The following is an 18761-nucleotide window of genomic DNA, read 5'->3' on the forward strand; positions in this document are numbered from 1 at the left end:
GAAACCCAGCGCGAAGCCGAGCGCCAGCGCATGCCGCGCATCAAGGCGCTGGACAACCTGCTCAAGCAATACGCCGGTACCCACTACCAGTACGACGCGCGCGGCAACCTCACGCAACGCTGGCACAACGGCAAGGAAAGCCGCTTCACCTGGGACCTGTTCGACCGCCTGACGCACTACGAAGACGATCGCCTGAAGGTCGACTACACCTACGACGCCCTCGGCCGGCGCTTGTCCAAGCACAGCCAGGCGCACTACGAGGAAAGAAGGGAAGCGGGGCCACACTGGAACCGCGCCGAGCGTGTGAAACGCAACCGCGCGCTGCAATGCGGCTTCACGTTGTATGGCTGGGACGGCGATACGCTGGCGTGGGAGAGCAAGATCGCCGACGAGGACGGCTTCGGCGCACGCACCACGCACTACGTGTACGAGCCCGGCAGCTTTGTGCCGGTGGTGCAGGCGGTGCGCGACGACGCCATCGAATTGCTGGACCAGCCCGAGTACGGCGATTACTACCGGCAGGATGAAGACCCGCTGTGGTTGCCGCCGCCAGCGCCGACGATCAACAGCCTGGCGTGGTACCAGTGCGACCACCTCGGCACGCCGCAGGAGCTGACTGATGAGCACAGCGAGATTGCGTGGAGCGCGGAGTACCGCGCCTGGGGTGTCGCGCAGGAGGCGATCAGGAAGGCGTCGGGGAAGGCACCGATCGCCAACCCCATCCGCTTCCAGGGGCAGTACCATGACCATGAGTCGGGGCTGCATTACAACCGGCATCGGTACTATGATCCAGCTACGGGGCGGTTCGTATCGAAGGATCCGATCGGGCTGGCGGGCGGGGTCAACGCCTTCCAGTACGCGCCGAATCCGACGCTCTGGACCGATCCTCTTGGTTTAGCGAGAAAGTGTAATTCATGTCCGGGTAAGGATGACCGCCAATGCGATGAAGTGCACGATGACTACAATCAAGCGATGAATAGTGCCCTTGATTTTACGAAGATTACAGCAAAGAGAGCTATTCCAAATCCAGCCAAATTCGGCTCTCAGCGCTTTAACGGAAGGCGTGCTCCCGATGAATATCGAGGATTTCGTGTTGAGCACGATGAAAGGCATGGTGCTCACATCAACATCTTCAACGGGAAAGGGAACGAAAAAACGATCTGCTTTAATGCATCTGGAAAGACGGTTGCCAAGATAGTCAAGAGGTTCAATAGATGATCTTCTCTAGTGAATGTGCTAATTATGTTGCCGCCCACTCATGTGCTCGGGGTGAAGAAAGGCAGATGCTTGATATGCTCAGGAAATCTCTTCCTGCGAGTTCGTCGTCTATCGACTGGAGTCGCATTATTAAGAAGAAAGAGGTAAATGGTGTTGATCGAGCGCGGTTAAGTAATGAGCTGAAAGTTCTTTCGACTTCTATGGGGGCGGCGATAACTGACGTTTTTTATGTCTTCAATTTGGACGATGCTGTCCCGGCACTTAAGACAAGCTTGTCAGAATGGCTGAGGTTTGTGAGTGAGCTGGATTTTGTGGATACGATATTTTTATCGAAATCTGGCAAGCTCATTATTCATTGGGATTTCTATATGAATCTGCACGCGACAACCATATAAGTGGGCTGGATGTGCGTCACTAACCCGAAGGGCTGCTAATGAGCGGGTCTTCCCGGCTTCGGCGCTTGGGATGACGCGGAGGAGGCGATCAGCGATGTGGCTCGCAAGGCCGAGGTCGTGAATCCGCTGTACTTGGTTGTGGCACGACTACGATTGAGTAGCGGACCAACTTCTGCATACTGCCGAGCGACGCCGATATGCTACGTAGCACAAGGCGACGGGGTGGGTTGATCCGCTTGGCTTATCCGGTTTTGAACCTAAGGTTATAACTAGCGGAACTGTCTTTAGAAATGCATCGGGAACCCCCCGATAGCCTGACTCCGCGCTTAGGAAAAGACACGACCCGAATCGATGTGAAAGAGCCGGGCTTGTCGGCAGCCACTTCGGAAGCGGGATTGGACAGAGGGAAATATGTTGAGCTGGACGTCGGAAAGCTTTGTTCGTGCGGGCTTCAAGCGACGCATGATAAGCCGAATGGTCACGTGACCATTCGACCGATAAACGATCCGATCGATTCCAAATTGACAGACTGGGCGAAGTCCAGAGGAAGCGGCTCGACGCATTCTCTGACAGAAGGTATATTGGAAGCAGTCACTGGTCGGGGGAAAAGTGATGGCGACAGATATTAAATCCTATTTGTCAGACTATGTAGCAAGGGTAGAATGTGCCATTGAAAAGAGGGTCAAGATTGAGTCATCGAATTCAGGGTTTTACCAAAACTCTCTCGGCGGCACGGCATACGTAAGCTTCTACCCAATGGAGATCGATCTAACACTTGATCTGACAGGTATGGGTGATAAATATAGGGTAACTGCCGATCTGACGGATCAAGAGGGAAAATTGATTTCCGGAGATATTTTTAAATTCGACGGGAATTCAGAGTATTTGTGCATGGAGCTTGACGCGTTCTTCTCTGATTTGGTTAAGTTGGTTTCGGATCGTCTTTAAATGAATGAGATGGCCGCGTCAGCGGCCCCTCGTTCGTCTACAACCGGCATCGGTACTGCGATCCACAATCGGTAGGTTTGTATCGAAAGACCCCATCAGATTGAAGGGGGGGATCAACGTATATCAATATGCGTCCAATCCGATACAGTGGATCGACCCATTGGGGTTGTCAGGATACGACGTTTCTGCCAATACCGCCGGGCCGGATACTTTGGCGCGAGGGGCACATGTCAATGTAAGCGGTCCTGGACTGCCGCCTAGCGGGCGGCATATTACGTTGACGCCTAACGCAGACGGAAGCCATGTGGATCTGGGGCCGGCGGATAAAGCCACGCGCAATATGTCCGAGTCTCAATGGAAGAAAGTATGTAGCTGCGATGTCAAATGCCTCGACAAAGCAAGGAACGTTGATCGCTTGGCCGAGGCTTCACAGGTCGGTGTGGACGCATGTCCAAATTCAAATCGAGCATCAGAACTCAAAAAGGTTACTGAGATTCTCGGCAAGCATGGTGCATCTGGGACGAATCCTATTTCTAGGTAAACAGAGATGGCAATTTATTTTTATGAAATTATTGATGCGCTGCTGCAATCTAATGGCGATGATCCAGGCAGGTTGATCCGCGGTGAGGATGGCGATAAGTCGCAGCTCGAGGATCGAGGCTACGATGTTGTGGGGGAAATTCCCGATTTCCATTTGTACGAGAAGTATATGCATGTAAATCATAGGAATGGGGAAATTAATTCTCTGTATAAGTTGTATTATCTTGGCGAAACTTATGTCGGTAGCTCTGTCGACTTTGGGCCGGGCGTAAGGTTGATGGCTTTGCTTAAGCGAATTTGGGATGGGGTTCAACTAAGTTTTCTGAGGGACGATGTTCATCTTTATTTTTCTGACGACAAAAAAGATGGTGCAATTGTGTTGGGTCAGTACTCTGTTATCCGGTTTGGCCGAAGAAATGTAAGATCTGGGTATGCTGTGGTGGGCGTGGATTATGCGTCCGTTGGAAATGAAAAGTTAATAACGGGGAGTATAGGGGCGGCAATGGATATGCTCGATGAGCGGCCGTTGGGTAGTTTGAGGAAGTATTCTTCTGAATACGGAAAATTGATCAATTTCTACTTCGGCTGATTAAGCTGATGTGAAGCGTGGTACGAGTGGGACAGCTTCGATCGACTGGTACGGTTCGGCAACGGCCGGGTATCGGTGCGCTACTGGTACGATGCGCTGGGGCGACGGGTGGGGAAGGAATCGAACGCGCAGGTGAGATACAGTGCCAGTGACGGCAGTGGTTACCGGGAAGCGGAGACGGCGCGGCTGAACGCGGAGCACGGCTATGGTTTGACGCTGTACGGCTGGGACGGCGACACGCTGGCGTGGGAGAGCAAGATCGCCGACGAGGACGGCTTCGGCGCACGCACCACGCACTATGTGTACGAGCCGGGCAGCTTTGTGCCGGTGGCGCAGGCGGTGCGCGAGGAAGCCATCGAATTGCTCGACCAGCCGGAGTACGGCGACTACTACCGGCAGGATGAAGACCCGCTGTGGGGCCCTCCGCCGCCGTGCAGCATGGGAGTTGACACTGGGCTTCGCAGGGCGGCGGTCAGTGACGTTTCTATTTCGCGACGTGCAACGTCATGAATTTCCGAGAGTTTCGTATCGTTCGTCGTTCGGTCGACGACGAACGGCGCAGTGACGTCCGTATTTCGCAAACGGTGACAACTTTACTTTGTTCTGTGGCTACGTGTATGGCCCGCGGTCGCCGGATGACCTCGGGCCGCTTCACTTTTCATGAAGATGCGGATCGCTGTCGCGCACCTTCGTCACGCAAGCTACTCCACCACCTTGAACACCCGGTTAATCTCGATCACGCCGGATTTCAGCAGCTTGCCGTCATCGTGGGCCTCGGGCCGCAGATGCCGCTCGTCGAGCGCCGGTCCCGTATAGCGGCTGCGCGGCCGGATCACCTTGCCGACGCGCAGTTGCTCGATGCAGTGTGCGAGCAGCCCGACACTGCGCGCGATCGCAAACAACCCGAATGCCGCATCGGTCGGCAATTGAAGCTGTACCGCCAGCATCACAAGCGCGACGTCGATGGTCGGCCGCTGGCCGGTGAGCGTCGTGACCTTCTCGACGAAGTGCGCGAGTTCGGCCGGCGGATCGAGTCGCACGAGCAGCGCGGTCGCGCGCGGATCGCCGTCGGGGTAAAGATGGTGACCGAAACCTGGAATCGGGATCGCGGACTTCAGGTGATGATCGACCACGCGCTCGGCGCCGAGCCGTTCAACGTCGTCGAACACGGCACGCACGCGCCCCGACGCGTCGCCGTGCAGCGGGCCCGACAATGTCGTGAGGCCCGTCAGCAGGCAGCCAGCGAGGGACGCGCCGGTCGACGCGGTGATGCGTGCGGCGAACGCCGAACTCGTGATCTCGTGATCGGCGACCAGCACCATCGCACGGCGCAGCAGGTCCGCGCCATGGTCGTCGAGGCCCCAGCCGGCCGCGAGCCGCTGATGGATCCAGGGCCGCCCCGCATCGGCATCGTCGTACGCGCCGAACGCGCGCGACACGATCGCGACGAGCTGTCCGGCCTCGGTGTGCAGCGCGCTGTCGAGCCGGCCGAGCGTCGAGTGACCGTGCGCGGCCAGTGTCGCGAGCATCGTGAACGCGCATTGCCGATCGCGCTCGCTGGGCGGCAACGCAACCGCCGGCGCGTTGAACGACACAGGCGTGGTGGCTTGCCACAGCAGCGCGGCCGTTTCCTCGAGCGTGGCGGTGTCCGCGAGTTGAATGCTGTCGCGGCCGCGATACCACGCGCGGCCCTTGGAGAAGGTGGTGATGCCGCTGTAGATGCACGGCTCGGCGCCGAAGATCGTGCTGGCCGCCAGCGCTGCCCGCTTGCGGCCGACCTGTTTCTTGCGGCACAGCGCGACCACGTCGTCGGCGCGATACAGGCTCTTGCGCGGATCATCGGGATCCTGCATCACGGCGATGCTGCCGCGGCTCGCATACGCATAAATGGTCTGCGCCCGCACGCCGAGCCGCCGCGCCGCTTCCGTCAGGGTGATCCAGTTCTGCATGGCGTGTCGTGATCAGATGCGGCCGGCGACCGGCCGCTTGCGACGACTATAGACCGGGTTCAACTGAATGTCATCTCGGCGGCGCGCCGCTCGAGCACCTCAACGAGGATGTCGCCCGGTGCGCGCACGAAACAGCCGCGCACGCCGGCGCGAATCCGCGTCACCGGTTGCACGATTTCCGCGCCATTGTCGACCAGATGCGCGTAGGCGGCATCGAGATCCTCGACCAGTACGCCGAAGTGATCGATGCCTTGCACGCGGACGCCGTCCGGCACGATCGCCGAACGCGCATCCGGCAGTGCCGTGATGAACAAGTTGACGGTGCCGATTCGCAGGTCGACGCGGCCGGGGCGTCGCACGACTTCGGCGTTCAGGCAACGCGCGAACCATGCGGCCGTGGCCTCGGCATCAGCTGAGCAGAGTTGCAGGTGATCCCATTTGAATTCGATCATGATCGAGGTCAGTACGTGAAGGAGTGGCCGGAATGGGAGATGAACGTGGTCAGAGCTCGATACGCGACAGCTTGCCGAGCAATACCGAGTACGACAGCGTGCCGACGAGGCAGATCGCGCCCATCAGGTTCAGCGCCCAGAAAAAGTTGCCGGTGTGCTGCGTCACGTAGCCGATCATCAGCGGCGTGGTGACGGCCGCGATATTCGCGGCAAGGCTGGTGATGCTGCTGGTGAGCCCGACATAGCGTTTCGGCGCGATCTCGGAGACGGCGGCCCACGACATCGAGCCGATCCCCTGCGCGAAGAACGCGATGGTGAGGATCGCGATTACCAACGCATTCGAGTGCACGAAATTGACGAGCACGATCGATGCGCCGAGGAAGGTGCCGATCACGAGCGGCGCCTTGCGGGACGACGACATCGACACGCCGCGCCGGATGCAGAGATCCGACAGATAGCCGGCCATCAGGATCCCGAGCGTCGCGCCGATGAACGGCATCGCCTGGAAGAAGCCGACCTTGATCATCGACATGTGCCGCTCTTCGACGAGATAGGTCATGAACCACGTCGTGAAGAACACCAGTAGCGTGTTGTTGCAGAACTTGCCCAGACAGATCGCGAGGATCTGCCGGTAGCCGAGCAAGCGCAGCGCCATGCGCCAGTCGAACGGGTCGCGCGCGGTCACCACAGGCCGCCCTTCGGTGATGTACTGTAGCTCGGCCGCGTTGACGCGCGGATGCCGCGACGGATCGCGATAGAGCCGGTACCAGACAACGCTGAACAGGATGCCGAACGCGCCGGTCGCGAAGAAGACCGTACGCCAGCCGAACGCCGACGAGATCCACAGCAGCAGCCCGGTGAAGAGCGGTGTGCCGATGTACTGGCCCATCACGTATACACTCGTCGCAAACCCGCGCTCCTGGACCGGAAACCACATCGTCACCGCGCGCGCGTTCGACGGAAACGCGGGCGCCTCGAGCGCGCCCATCGCGAGCCGCGAGCCGAGCAGCATGTGATAGCCGTGCGCGAGCCCTTGCGTGAGCGTCGCAAGCGACCAGCCGACGAGCGACAGCGCATACGCTACGCGCGAGCCGAGCAGGTCGGCGAGCACGCCTGCCGGCAGCAGCGCGATTGAGTACGCGAGGCCGAACACCGCGAACAGCTCGCCCATCTGCACGCGGGTGAGCGCGAGATCCTTCGACAGCGCAGGCGCGACGATGCCGAGCGCCGAGCGGTCGACGTAGTTGAGGATGGTAGCCACCAGCAGCATCGACAGCATGCCGTAGCGCACCCTCGATCGTCTCGCGAGGGCTGCGGGCGCGTCGAGATCGCGCATCACCAAAACCTGCTCTTCTGCGGTTTTCAATGTCGTCTCCTTATATATTCGATTTGATGGGCCGGCGCGCAGTCGTCGTGCGCGCTCGCGCGCGTCAGGTCAACCGCGCCCGACGAACGGCATCGCGCTCGCCATGATCGTCATGTGCAGAATGTTCGCTTCGAGCGGCAGGCTCGCCATCTGCACGATCGCGTTCGCGACGTGCGCGACGTCGACGCGCGGCTCCTGCGCGACGCGGCCGTCGGCCTGCAGCACGCCGCTGTTCATGCGCTCCGTCAGCGACGTGGCGGCATTGCCAATGTCGATCTGGCCGCATGCGATATTGAATGGACGGCCGTCGAGCGCGAGCGAGCGTGTGATGCCGAGCACCGCGTGCTTCGTGGCCGTGTATGCGATCGTGTTCGGGCGCGGCGTGTGCGCGGAGATCGACCCGTTGTTGATGATGCGCCCGCCTTGCGGCGTTTGCTGCTTCATCTGGCGCCATGCGGCGCGGGCGCACAGGAACACGCCCGTCAGGTTGGTCGCGATCACGTCGTTCCAGAACTGCAGCGAGTAGTCGTCGAGTGGCACCGCACCCGCGTTGCGGCCGGCGTTGTTGAACAGCACGTCAAGGCGCCCGAAGTCTTGTGCGATCTGCGCGAAGCTCGCGTCGACCGATGCTTCGTCGGAAACGTCGGTCGGAATGGCCGCCGCGTCACCGCCGGTGCGCTCGATGATCTCCTTCGTCGCGAGCAGCGGATCGATGCGCCTGCCGAGCAGTGCGACGGTGAAACCTGTGCGCGCGAGCGCCACAGCCGCCGCCTGCCCGATTCCGGTACCGGCGCCCGTCACTGCCGCAATTTTTTTCTCTGGCTGCATTTTCACGACCTCGTCGTCGGTTCGTTGAACGTGCCAAAAGCATTGCGCGGCGGCGATTCTGCAGCAATCTTGATTCTTTCAATCAATATCAAGCGCCCCGTCCGGTCGGGGCGGCGTCAGGGTTTTCCTGAGTTCGCCGACGCGTCGGGCGGAGGCCTGCACTGTACCGGCGCATCGCAAACCGCACGACCGTAACCGTTCGGCAATTCGGCTGTTCGATGCCACACGGACATGTTGATCGAATCAATCAATATTGACCCGCGTCGACCGTGCTTCGTAGGCTGTGCTCCGTTTTCCGACCTAAGGACGAGACCATGCCTGACAACAATCGCACCCGCCTGCTGGTGGCGCGACGCGTGCCGGCCGCGGTGGCCGCACGCGCGGAAGCCGACTTCAACGCTTATGTAACCGACGCCGACATGGACGCGCCGTCCGTCGTCGAGTTCTGCAACCGCTACGACACGCCGGCGGTGCTGATCGGCAAGAAATCAGGGCTGCAGGCCGAGCACATCGCGGCATTGCCGCCGAGCGTGAAGATCATTGCGAACGCGAGCGCCGGCTACGATCACATGGATGTGACCGCCGCGCGCGCGCGCGGGATCGTGGTCAGCAACGCACCCGACGCGCTCACCGACTGCACGGCCGATTTCACGCTGCTGCTGATGCTGGCCGCGTGCCGGCGTGCGTCGGAGTACGAGCGTATCGTGCGCGCCGGTTGGGGAAAGTCGTTCGGCATGACGGACATGCTCGGCACGCGCGTGAACGGCAAGACGCTCGGCGTCGTCGGCTTCGGCCGGATCGGGCGGGCGGTTGCGCAGCGTGCGCGGGGTTTCGGAATGAAAATCGTCTATACCGACCGGCGGCCCGCACCGCCGGAGATCGAAGCCGGCGCACGCTATTGCGCGGACCTCGACACGCTGCTGCCGCAGTGCGACATTCTCACGCTGCACGTGCCGGGCGGCGGCACGCCGCTGATGACGCGTCGCGAGTTCGGCCTGCTGCGCGACGGTGCGGTGTTCGTGAACGCAGCGCGCGGCAGTCTCGTCGACGAGGATGCGCTGTACGATGCACTGGCATCGCGTCGGCTCTTCGGTGCGGGGCTCGACGTCTACCGGAACGAGCCGAATATCGATCCGCGCTTCGCCACGCTCGACAACGTGTTTCTGTCGCCGCACATGGCGAGCGCGACGATCGAGACGCGCGACCAGATGGGGTTTACCGCGCTCGACAACGTCGCGGCGGTGCTTGAGGGGAGGGCGGCACCGAACGCGCTGTGACGGCGACCGGGGTGGCTGCTCATTGATGCCGGGGCGTCCAATAGCAGGAACGCGGGCGCTCGGCAGATGCTTACCGACACCCCCCTCCGCCACCAGCACCTCATGTGTTGGTGGAAGCCGTTAAAAGGGCTGGGAATCGGCCGCGTGGAGGCGTATCCAGGTCGTGACAGTCATGTAACCATCCGCAATCACCCCGTGGGCGTCGGGAAATCAATACAGGGGACGCGGTCAGTGCGTCGGTGGTGCGAGACAACAAAGCCGAATGTAGAACTCGGCATCGACATCGGCTATGTTCGTCGCGCCCGGTGCAATCGCAAGGGTTCGAGCAAGCAAAATCGCATAGAAGCCGGGAACCGGCCATCGTCAATCGCAGTCGTCATGGCTGCGCTGGCGGAATCCGGCAAGCTGCCACGAGTGTGGGCTTCCGCCATGCCGCGCACCAAGCGATTGAACCAAGAAATGACACGATTTCTCGAAGACAGTGGATGCGGAGACCAAAATGAAGTCGTAGTTTTGACTGACGGAGCTCGAGACCTAGCCGGCGTCGCCAACAATCTGCCATACGACAACGAGTGGGTTCTCGATTGAGCACACATCGGACGGATGATGCGACGCGTTGATCGGGCTATCGCGCCTTTGGCATACGGGCGACTCACGGACGGTGGATCAGCGTTTGAGTTATGTGATCTGTTTGTCCGCTTCCGCCATTACGTTTGGGTCGGACGCACATTTGCCTGGAAGCAGCTTGCAGCCAGACTCGCTCGCTTGCTTGACCTCCGCGAGAAGCGCGATCCGGCGGTGAGACGTGAAGTCAGGAAAGCGAGCTATAGCCTGTTGAATGTGGTCACGTATCTCAGCAGTAACGTCGAGTCGCTGATTGACTATCGCACCTGGCAATGCTCGGGAGGGCGGATCTCCACCGGATTCGTGGAATCATCAATTAATCGACTCATTGGTCGTCGTATGTGCAAGGGCCAGCAGATGCGCTGGAGTCGCGTGGGAGCACAGAGTGTCGTGCAATTGCGCGTGGCATTGTTGAACCGGGAATTTCACGAACTCGCACAGCGCCAGTTTCCGTGCATTGGACTGCAGCGCGTTAGTTGGCCATGGCGATGAGCTTCCGGGCCTTTTTAACGGCTTCCTTCAACAGCAGCTGCAGGAGCGGATGCAGTCGATGCTGCTCGAGCGCAGCGCACGGTCGCGCCGACCCGACGAAGTGATCCGGCGCCAAGTGGCGCACCTGCGCGACGCGTAGCAGATGACGCCTGATCTCGTGCTGAAAGATTCATACATCCTCGACTTTCTCGGCCTCAATGATCACTATCTGGAGCGTGATCTCGAGGATGCGATTCTGCGCGAGATGGAACAGTTCTGTTGATTTCCACCGCATCCCCGGTGGGTCAATTCCGCGTGGACGTCAACAGCCGCAGCGTTCGCACCAAATCCGACGGGGGGATGCAGCATCACCCGGTACTCGAACAGCGGCAGGTCACGCACTCGGCGAACCGTTGTCTCGTGGATCTGCGGGCAGCGTGTCCCACATTGCTCGCAGTACATGACCTTGCTGACCGGCTTCAAATACAGCGACAGCCTGCGGCCTTCGCCTTCCGGCTATTCCACACGCTCCAAATCGCTGACCTGTCCAGCAACCCGGTGCCTGAAGTGCCTTGCGATCGAGCAACTCCTCCTCCTGACCTCCTTACAGTCAGGCGTCAGATTCGCAATCGGCATCAAATCTTCCACGGTTTCCTGTGATGAACCATTTTTAAGCCATTTCCTAGTGTTTTCCCTTAAATGGATGTGTCGGGTTTTTCCCGTAGTGCGCCTCCGCGAGCGCCCAGTGCCCGGCGCAGCAGTAGTTCCCGTCAAATCGCGCCCGGCCGCGCCAATACTGGCTGTAGCGTCACTGGTACTTTTCCACAAGCGCCGGCTTTTTTCGTCCGTAGCCGATGCATTACCAAAGGTATGGGAAAGCGCACAAAAAATGTATCTGGAACAACGAAATTGGATTGATACGCTGCAATCACTGTATCAGCGCCGTCAACCACGCAGAAGCGGCATCGGGCCCACCCGCCAATCGGGCTATCGATGCCGAATCAGACGAAGTTCGCGGTTTCCCTTGCCAGTTAGTCGGGACGACAGAATGACTCCAAATCTGACGTTTGCGCCGGGCGACGTACTTCCCCCCGAAGCAATCCACACCGATGGTGCGCCGTCGATCGCCCGTTCGAGTATCGCGACCGGAACCGACATCCTGACCGTCAAGCACCTGTCGAAGATTTTCGGCCCGAAGCCGGAGCGTGCGATCGAGATGCTCAAGCGCGGTGTCGGCCGCAACGAGATTTTCGCTGAAACCGGCAACATGGTGGCGGTCAACGACGTGAGTCTGAGCGTGCGGGCCGGCGAAATCTTCGTGATCATGGGGCTGTCGGGCTCCGGGAAATCGACGCTGGTCCGCCTGCTCAACCGGCTGATCGAGCCGACGTCGGGGCAGGTCGTGCTCGAAGGCCGCGACATCGCACCGATGTCGACGCCGGAACTGCGCGACGTCCGGCGCCAGAAGATGGCGATGGTGTTCCAGTCGTTCGCATTGCTGCCTAACCGCACCGTGATCGACAACATCGCATACGGGCTCGAAGTCGCGGGCATCAAGAAGGCGCAGCGCTACGACGTCGCGCGTGCCGCGCTGGAGCGCGTCGGCCTCGGGTCGTACGAAAAGCTGCTGCCGAGCGAACTGTCGGGCGGCATGCAGCAGCGCGTGGGCCTGGCACGCGCGCTGGCGGTGAATCCGTCGGTGCTGCTGATGGATGAGGCATTCTCCGCGCTCGATCCGCTGATCCGCTTCGAAATGCAGAACGAGCTGCTGCGCCTGCAGAAGGAAGAGCAGCGCACGATCGTGTTCATCTCCCACGATATCGAGGAAGCGGTCAAGATCGGCGGGCGCATCGGCATCATGAAGGACGGCTGCCTGATCCAGGTCGGCACGCCGGCCGAACTGATCCAGACGCCGGCCGACGCGTACGTGCAGGACTTCTTCCGCAACGTCGACGTGTCGCGCTTCCTGAAGGCGTCGAGCATGATGACGAAGATTGAACGCGGACTGCTTCGCTGCGATGCGGGCACGCCGTCCGAGCGTTACCTGAACCAGCTGATCGACAGCGGCGCGGAATGCGGCTACGTATGCGACGAGGCCGGCCATTACCTGGGCTGCGTCACGCCCGCGACGCTTCACCGGTCCGGCACGCGGCCGATTCGCGAGGCATTCCTGAACGACTTCAATGCGGTTCCGATCGATACCGATCTGCATCGGCTCGCGTCGATCGCGCTGACCCAGGAGCACGACGTGCCGGTGACGGACACAGCGGGACGACTGGCCGGCGTCGTGTCCTGCCGGACGATACTCAAGCAGATGATGCAACGGAGGGCAGCATGAATTCGTCGGTGATCGGGAAGTTCGCGGAGAACTTCGTCAATTTCCTGTTTCTGCATTTCCGCGGCGGCTTCGACACGTTCTCGGCGGGGCTTGGCGCGGTCGTGAAGCTGCTCGAGGACGGCCTTGCCGCGATACCGTTCATCGTAATGGTCGTGATCCTGGTCGGCCTCGCGCTGTGGCGTCGCGGCGTCGTGTTTTCGGTCTTCGTCGGCGGCGCGCTGCTCGTGATTCACTACATGGGCTTGTGGGCGCAGACGGTGTCGACCCTCGCGCTCGTGACCGCGGCGACGTTCTTCAGCCTCGTGATCGGTGTGCCGCTCGGCATCTGGGGCGCACGCAACAACCGGATCGGCATGATCCTGCGCTCGCTGCTCGATTTCATGCAGACCATGCCGGCATTCGTGTACCTGATCCCGGCCGTGATCCTGTTCGGTCTCGGCCGCGTGCCGGCGGTGATCGCCACGATCGTGTTTGCGATGCCGCCCGTCGTGCGGCTGACGACGCTCGGCATCCGCCAGGTTCGCGAGGAACTGATCGAAGCCGGCCGTTCGTTCGGCAGCACCGACTGGCAGCTTCTGTGGAAGATCCAGTTGCCGAACGCGTTGCCGTCGATCATGGCCGGCGTGAACCAGACGATCATGATGGCGCTGTCGATGGTGGTGGTCGCGTCGATGATCGGCGCGGGCGGCCTCGGCGAATACGTGCTGAGCGGGATCCAGCGGCTCGACATCGGGATCGGCTTCGAAGGCGGGCTGGGCGTGGTGCTGCTCGCGATCGTGCTGGACCGCCTGACGGAAAGCTTTGGCGTGAAGGCGAAGAAGAAGGTGAAGAAGCCGATGGCCCGCACCGGCAAGGCCGGCCCGCACGGCGCGGCACGCACCTGATGAGCACAGAGGTGAAACGCAGTTGACGGACGATGAAGCGCCGCGGCCACGGTGCCGCGGCTCAGCCGGTGTAGCAGTGCATGGAGACCAGAAACGCCGATCAAGGCGTTTCTCATTCTTGAAAGACTCGCGTGATTAAAAAGGAGTACTAGATGAAAATCCATACGTTCAAGTCGCTTCTGGCGAAACTTGCGGTATCGACGGTGGTTGCCTGCAGCGCAGGTGTGGGCGCGGTGTCGGCGGCCGAACCGGTCAAGATCGCGGTGACCAACTGGGCGGACGTGCTGGCGGTGGCCAACGTCGCGAAGTACGTGCTGGAGACGCAGCTTAAGCAGCCGGTGCAGTTCGTCCAGGCCGATATCGGCATCCAGTACCAGGGCGTCGCCCGCGGGGATCTCGACATCATGGTCGGCGGCTGGCTGCCGGTCACGCACGGCACGTACTACGCGAAGTACAAGAACGATCTGGATGACGTCGGCATCATCTACACCGGCGGCAAGAACGGCTGGGCCGTGCCGACCTACGTTCCGGAATCGGAGCTGTCGTCGATCGCCGACCTGAACAAGCCGGAAGTCAAGAGCAAGCTGAACGGCACGATCCAGGGCATCGAGCCGGGTGGCGGCCTGATGCAGGCGTCGGAGAAGACGATCAAGGCCTACAACCTGGAAGGCTACAACCTCCAGGCATCGAGCGAGGCCGGGATGCTGGCGAGCGTGTCGCGTGCGTACCAGTCGAAGCAGTGGATCGTCGCGACGGTCTGGAGCCCGCACTGGCTGTTCCAGAAGTGGCAGATGCGTTACCTGAAGGACCCGAAGGGCACGCTCGGCGGTGAAGAACAGGTCCACGCGTTCGCGTCGAAGAAGTTCGCGGGCAAGTTCCCGCGCGCCGACGTGTTCTTCAAGCACCTGAAGCTGACGCTGGCCGACGTCGAGGCGATCGAGTTCGAAGGCAACAGCACGAACGACTACGCGACGGCTGCGAAGAAATTCGTCGATGCCCACCCGGACAAGCTGAAGGCCTGGCTGCAGCAGTAACGTCGTGCGGCGGTAGCGCAGGCGACGCGTTCGACGTCGTCCGCGTGAACCGGCCAGGTGTATCGCCGCAAGCCGATGGCCGGTGCCGCAACGATGGTGCCGGCTTGGCAGCGGACGGTACACGCAGTCGATGCAGCCCATCACGAACCGCGCCGCGGAGTCACCAAGTGAACGAGAACGCCCGATTTTTTTCCGAAACCCTCCAGAGCCGAGATCCGGTGATCGCATCGGAGATCGCACTGGAGCTGCGTCGCCAGCAAACCCAGATCGAGCTGATCGCGTCCGAAAACATCGCGTCCGCGGCGGTGTTGGAAGCCCAGGGAACCGTGCTGACGAACAAGTACGCGGAAGGCTACCCGTCCCGGCGGTACTACGGCGGTTGCGATCATGTCGACCGGATCGAGGCGCTCGCGATCGACCGCGCGTGCGCACTGTTCGACGCGAACCATGCGAACGTCCAGCCGCACTCGGGCGCGCAGGCAAACGGTGCAGTGATGCTCGCGCTGGCCAGGCCCGGCGACACGGTGATGGGCATGTCGCTCGATGCGGGCGGCCACCTCACGCACGGTGCGCGGGCCGGGCTGTCGGGGAAATGGTTCAACGCGGTGCAGTACGGCGTGAACCCGGACACGCTGCGCATCGATTACGACGACGTGCGCCGGCTCGCCGAGCGTCATCGCCCGAAGCTGATCATTGCGGGCTATTCCGCGTATCCGCGCGCGCTCGACTTCGCCGCGTTTCGCGAGATCGCGGACAGCGTCGACGCGAAGCTGATGGTCGACATGGCGCACATCGCCGGCATCGTCGCGGCCGGCCACCATCAGAACCCGGTGCCGTTCGCGGACGTGGTGACGTCCACCACGCACAAGACGCTGCGCGGCCCGCGCGGCGGCTTCATCCTGACGAACCACGCCGAGGTCGCGAAGCAGATCAATTCGGCGGTCTTTCCGGGGCTGCAAGGCGGGCCGCTGATGCACGTCGTCGCGGGCAAGGCCGTGGCATTCGCGGAAGCACTTCGCCCCGAATTTACCCGCTATATCGACCAGATGCTGCGCAATGCGCAGGCGCTCGCGGGCGTGCTGACGGCAGGCGGCCTGAAGCTCGTCACGGGCGGCACGGACAACCACCTGCTGCTGGTCGACCTGCGTTCGCGGCGCATCACCGGCACGCAGGCAGAGAAGGCGCTGGAGCGCGCAGGCATCACCTGCAGCAAGAACGGCATTCCGTTCGATACGGAAAACTTCACCGTCACGTCTGGCATCCGGCTCGGCACGCCGGCCGGCACCACGCGCGGTTTCGGTATCGCGCAGTTCGAGCAGATCGGCGAAATGATCCTCGACGTGCTGGACGCGATCGAGCGCGACCCGGCCGGCGACGAAGCGGTCGAGCGCGCGGTGCGCACGCGCGTGCGCGACCTGTGCAACCAGTTTCCAATCTACGCGCATGCGGAGGTGTTCGCCTGAGCGCGGAAGCGGACCGGGTCAGGAACATCGTTCGGATAACGTAGCTAACCGGTCGTCGCGCATGCATCAACGTGCCGACGACATTGAGTCGAATTGCCGGTTTCCCGCCTGACGGCGGGAACCTGGCGCACCCACCTGAATGAGGAATCGAAATGAGCTTCGAGGGCGTACACACACCGCTGGTCACCCCGTTCGACGCGGACGGCGAAATCGATCACGAACTGCTTGGCCGGCATGCGGCCGATCTCGCCGGCCGCGTGTCTGGCCTCGGCATCGGCGGGACGACGGGCGAATACTATGCATTGAGCTTCGACGAGCGCGTGCGCACGTTCGACACGGTCGCGGCCGCAGCCGGCGGCAAGACGTTCCTGACCGCGGGCATCAATGCGACGACGACGAAGGAAGTGCTGCGTCTCGGCCGCGAAGCGAAACGCGCGGGATTGAACGCGCTGCTCGTTGCCGCGCCGTATTACGCGCAACCGACCCAGCAGGAACTGCTCGCGCATTTGCTCGCCGTGGACGACGCGCTCGACATGCCGATCATGCTGTACAACTTCCCGGCGCGCACCGGCACCGAAATCGGCGACGGAATTCTCGAAACGCTGCTCGAGCGCAAGAATTTCGTCGCGATGAAGGAAAGCACCGGCGACATCGCGCATCTGCATCACCTGTCCACGCATTTCGGCGGCCGGCTCGTGCTGAGCTGCGGCATGGATGACCAGGCGCTCGAGTTCTTCGCATGGGGCGCCCGCAGCTGGGTCGGCGGCGCATCGAACTTCCTGCCCGAAGCGCACACCGACCTGTTCGACGCATGCGTGACGCGCGGCGATTTCGCGACCGGCCGCAATCTGATGGCGCAACTGCTGCCGGTGCTCGAACTGCTCGAGCGCAGCGGCAAGTTCATTCAGTACGTGCGTTACGGGTGCGAGCTGGCCGGCTTGCCGGTAGGCGTCGCGCGCGCACCGCTCGGCGCGCTGTCGGGCGACGAGCGTGACGCGTTCGCGAAGCTCGTGAAGCCGCTGCTGCGCGAGCGCCGGTAATTCATCATGAGCACGAGTGTGGAATTCGCGCGGTTTCCGGCGCCAGACGGGATGAATGGCTGGTGGGAGAGCCTGCCGCCCGCGACGGACGCCCGCACCGTCGCGTCCGAGAGCCGGTTCGACTGGGTCGTCGTCGGCGGCGGCATCACCGGGCTGTGCGCGGCCCGGCGGCTCGCGGAGCTCGCGCCCGGCGCGTCCATCGCGCTCGTGGAGGCCGACCGGATCGGCCGCACGACGGCCGGGCGCAATTCCGGATTCTTCGTCGACCTGCCGCACGACATCAGCAGCGAAAGCTACTCACGCAGCATCGAGGAAGATCGCGCCGACGTTCGGTTTCAGCGGCACGGCATCGACTATGTGCGTGACATCGTGAGGCGCTTCGGCATCGACTGCGACTGGCGCGACGACGGCAAATTTCACGCATCGGCGAACAAGAAGGGCGCCGCCGCGCTCGCGCATTTTGCCGACGGCCTGACCCGCATCGGCGAAGCATTCGAATGGCTCGACCAAGCCGCGATCAAGGCTGTGACCGGCACCGACTTCTACACGGGCGCGCTGTTCACGCCTGGCTGCAGCACAGTGCAGCCGGCTGCGCTGATGCGCGGGCTCGCGGCCACGCAGCCGGACAACGTGACGGTGTTCGAGCTCAGCCCGGTCACGCTGATCGAGCCGCGCGGCGACACGCGCGTGCTGCATTTCGCCGGCGGCACGATCGTCGCGAAGCAGGTGATCCTGTGCACGAACGCGTACGCGGCGACTTTCGGCATGCATTCGAACGGCTTGCTGCCGGTCTATACGTTTGCGTCGCTCACGCGCCCGATGAGTGCCGACGAAGTCGCGAAGCTCGGCGGCACGCGCTCGTGGGCGGTGATTCCGGCTGATCCGATGGGCACGACCGTGCGGCGCCTGATCACCGATCGCATTTGCGTGCGCAACCATTTCGCGTTCCGGCCGGACGTGAAGGTGTCTGCGGCTGATCTGGCGAAGGCGCGGCATCTGCATCAGCGCTCGTTCGCGCGCCGCTTCCCGGTGCTCGGCGGCGTCGAGCTCGAATATACGTGGGGCGGGCCGCTGTGCCTGTCCGCGAACAACGGCGCGCTGTTCGGCAAGCGCGCCGACGGTCTCTACGAGGCGATCGGCTGCAACGGCCTCGGGCTGAGCCGCGGATCGTCGTCCGGCAAGCTGATCGCCGAATATGCGCTCGGCGAATCGAACAGCCTCGTGCAGCAGCTGCTAAAGCAGCCGCATCCGCGCCCGCTGCCGGTCCGACCGATCGTCGACCTGGCCGTGTCGGCGACGATCTGGGCCAAGGAATTCTCGGCAGGTGCCGAGCTTTGATTTTCAA

16 protein-coding genes and 4 pseudogenes are annotated in these 18761 nt (G+C 61.9%); 15 read left to right on the forward strand and 5 right to left on the reverse strand.

Annotated elements, in window-relative coordinates; translation table 11 throughout:
* The 6 genes and pseudogenes from DIE08_RS07665 to DIE08_RS07690 all read left to right on the forward strand — a co-directional run.
* On the forward strand, positions 1-1218 hold a 1218-nt coding region (locus tag DIE08_RS07665; RefSeq protein WP_148096079.1), incomplete at its 5' end, for an RHS repeat-associated core domain-containing protein.
* A gap of 65 nt (positions 1219-1283) precedes the next feature.
* Positions 1284-1613: a hypothetical protein gene (locus DIE08_RS07670; protein ID WP_124625579.1), complete on the forward strand. Its 330-nt coding sequence runs from the start codon at positions 1284-1286 to the stop codon at positions 1611-1613.
* Positions 1614-2225: 612 nt separating this feature from the next.
* Complete coding sequence (locus DIE08_RS07675; protein ID WP_124901505.1) at positions 2226-2561, forward strand: hypothetical protein; 336 nt, start codon at positions 2226-2228, stop codon at positions 2559-2561.
* Positions 2562-2599: 38 nt separating this feature from the next.
* Positions 2600-2733 (forward strand): annotated as a pseudogene (locus tag DIE08_RS36690) (RHS repeat-associated core domain-containing protein); the annotation flags it as partial.
* Positions 2734-3108: 375 nt separating this feature from the next.
* Positions 3109-3690 (forward strand): hypothetical protein, encoded by a 582-nt coding sequence (locus tag DIE08_RS07685; RefSeq protein ID WP_124901506.1) that lies wholly within the window; start codon positions 3109-3111, stop codon positions 3688-3690.
* Between the two features lie 75 nt (positions 3691-3765).
* A complete protein-coding gene (locus tag DIE08_RS07690) occupies positions 3766-4200 on the forward strand; it encodes a hypothetical protein (protein ID WP_124901507.1) in 435 nt (144 codons plus the stop codon).
* Positions 4201-4391: 191 nt separating this feature from the next.
* Here the strand turns inward: DIE08_RS07690 and DIE08_RS07695 are convergent, their stop codons facing one another.
* From DIE08_RS07695 to DIE08_RS07710, 4 genes are all read right to left on the reverse strand, one after another.
* Positions 4392-5639 carry a citrate/2-methylcitrate synthase gene (locus DIE08_RS07695; RefSeq protein ID WP_124901508.1) on the reverse strand — a complete coding sequence of 416 codons (1248 nt, stop codon included), beginning with the start codon at positions 5637-5639 and terminating at the stop codon, positions 4392-4394.
* A 59-nt stretch (positions 5640-5698) separates the two neighbouring features.
* Positions 5699-6091, reverse strand: coding sequence for a VOC family protein (locus tag DIE08_RS07700; RefSeq protein ID WP_124901509.1), 393 nt, complete (start codon positions 6089-6091; stop codon positions 5699-5701).
* Positions 6092-6140: 49 nt separating this feature from the next.
* A complete protein-coding gene (locus DIE08_RS07705; protein ID WP_124901663.1) occupies positions 6141-7427 on the reverse strand; it encodes an MFS transporter in 1287 nt (428 codons plus the stop codon).
* Positions 7428-7526: 99 nt separating this feature from the next.
* Positions 7527-8285, reverse strand: a complete 759-nt coding sequence (locus tag DIE08_RS07710; RefSeq protein WP_124901510.1) for an SDR family oxidoreductase — start codon at positions 8283-8285, stop codon at positions 7527-7529.
* A 314-nt stretch (positions 8286-8599) separates the two neighbouring features.
* Between DIE08_RS07710 and DIE08_RS07715 the strand changes: the two genes are divergently transcribed.
* The 3 genes and pseudogenes from DIE08_RS07715 to DIE08_RS07725 all read left to right on the forward strand — a co-directional run.
* The gene (locus DIE08_RS07715; RefSeq protein ID WP_124901511.1) at positions 8600-9562 is read left to right on the forward strand and encodes a D-glycerate dehydrogenase; all 963 of its coding nucleotides are present in this window, start codon (positions 8600-8602) and stop codon (positions 9560-9562) included.
* Positions 9563-9721: 159 nt separating this feature from the next.
* A pseudogene (locus tag DIE08_RS36695) lies at positions 9722-10678 on the forward strand (ISKra4 family transposase); the annotation flags it as partial.
* Positions 10679-10709: 31 nt separating this feature from the next.
* Positions 10710-10934: pseudogene (locus DIE08_RS07725) on the forward strand (DUF1016 domain-containing protein); the annotation flags it as partial.
* A 51-nt stretch (positions 10935-10985) separates the two neighbouring features.
* Here DIE08_RS07725 and DIE08_RS35550 read toward each other — a convergent pair.
* Positions 10986-11243: pseudogene (locus tag DIE08_RS35550) on the reverse strand (ISL3 family transposase); the annotation flags it as partial.
* 462 nt (positions 11244-11705) lie between these two features.
* Between DIE08_RS35550 and DIE08_RS07730 the strand changes: the two are divergent.
* The 6 genes from DIE08_RS07730 to DIE08_RS07755 all read left to right on the forward strand — a co-directional run bounded on the left by DIE08_RS07730 (position 11706) and on the right by DIE08_RS07755 (position 18754).
* Entirely contained in the window at positions 11706-12995 is a 1290-nt protein-coding gene (locus DIE08_RS07730; RefSeq protein WP_124901512.1) for a glycine betaine/L-proline ABC transporter ATP-binding protein, read from the forward strand.
* Positions 12992-13879 carry a proline/glycine betaine ABC transporter permease gene (locus DIE08_RS07735; RefSeq protein ID WP_124901513.1) on the forward strand — a complete coding sequence of 296 codons (888 nt, stop codon included), beginning with the start codon at positions 12992-12994 and terminating at the stop codon, positions 13877-13879. Before DIE08_RS07730 ends, DIE08_RS07735 begins: the two co-directional genes overlap by 4 nt.
* Before the next feature lie 152 nt (positions 13880-14031).
* Positions 14032-14913, forward strand: a complete 882-nt coding sequence (locus DIE08_RS07740) for a glycine betaine ABC transporter substrate-binding protein (protein ID WP_124901514.1) — start codon at positions 14032-14034, stop codon at positions 14911-14913.
* 167 nt (positions 14914-15080) lie between these two features.
* On the forward strand, positions 15081-16376 hold the full coding sequence (glyA, locus tag DIE08_RS07745; RefSeq protein WP_124901515.1) for a serine hydroxymethyltransferase: 1296 nt from the start codon (positions 15081-15083) through the stop codon (positions 16374-16376).
* A 152-nt stretch (positions 16377-16528) separates the two neighbouring features.
* Positions 16529-17416, forward strand: coding sequence for a dihydrodipicolinate synthase family protein (locus DIE08_RS07750; RefSeq protein WP_124625558.1), 888 nt, complete (start codon positions 16529-16531; stop codon positions 17414-17416).
* Positions 17417-17422: 6 nt separating this feature from the next.
* The gene (locus DIE08_RS07755; protein ID WP_124901516.1) at positions 17423-18754 is read left to right on the forward strand and encodes an FAD-binding oxidoreductase; all 1332 of its coding nucleotides are present in this window, start codon (positions 17423-17425) and stop codon (positions 18752-18754) included.
* Positions 18755-18761: the final 7 nt, after the last annotated feature.

Origin of the sequence: Burkholderia sp. Bp9004 (assembly GCF_003858025.1) — a bacterium.
In the GTDB taxonomy this organism is placed as follows: domain Bacteria; phylum Pseudomonadota; class Gammaproteobacteria; order Burkholderiales; family Burkholderiaceae; genus Burkholderia; species Burkholderia diffusa.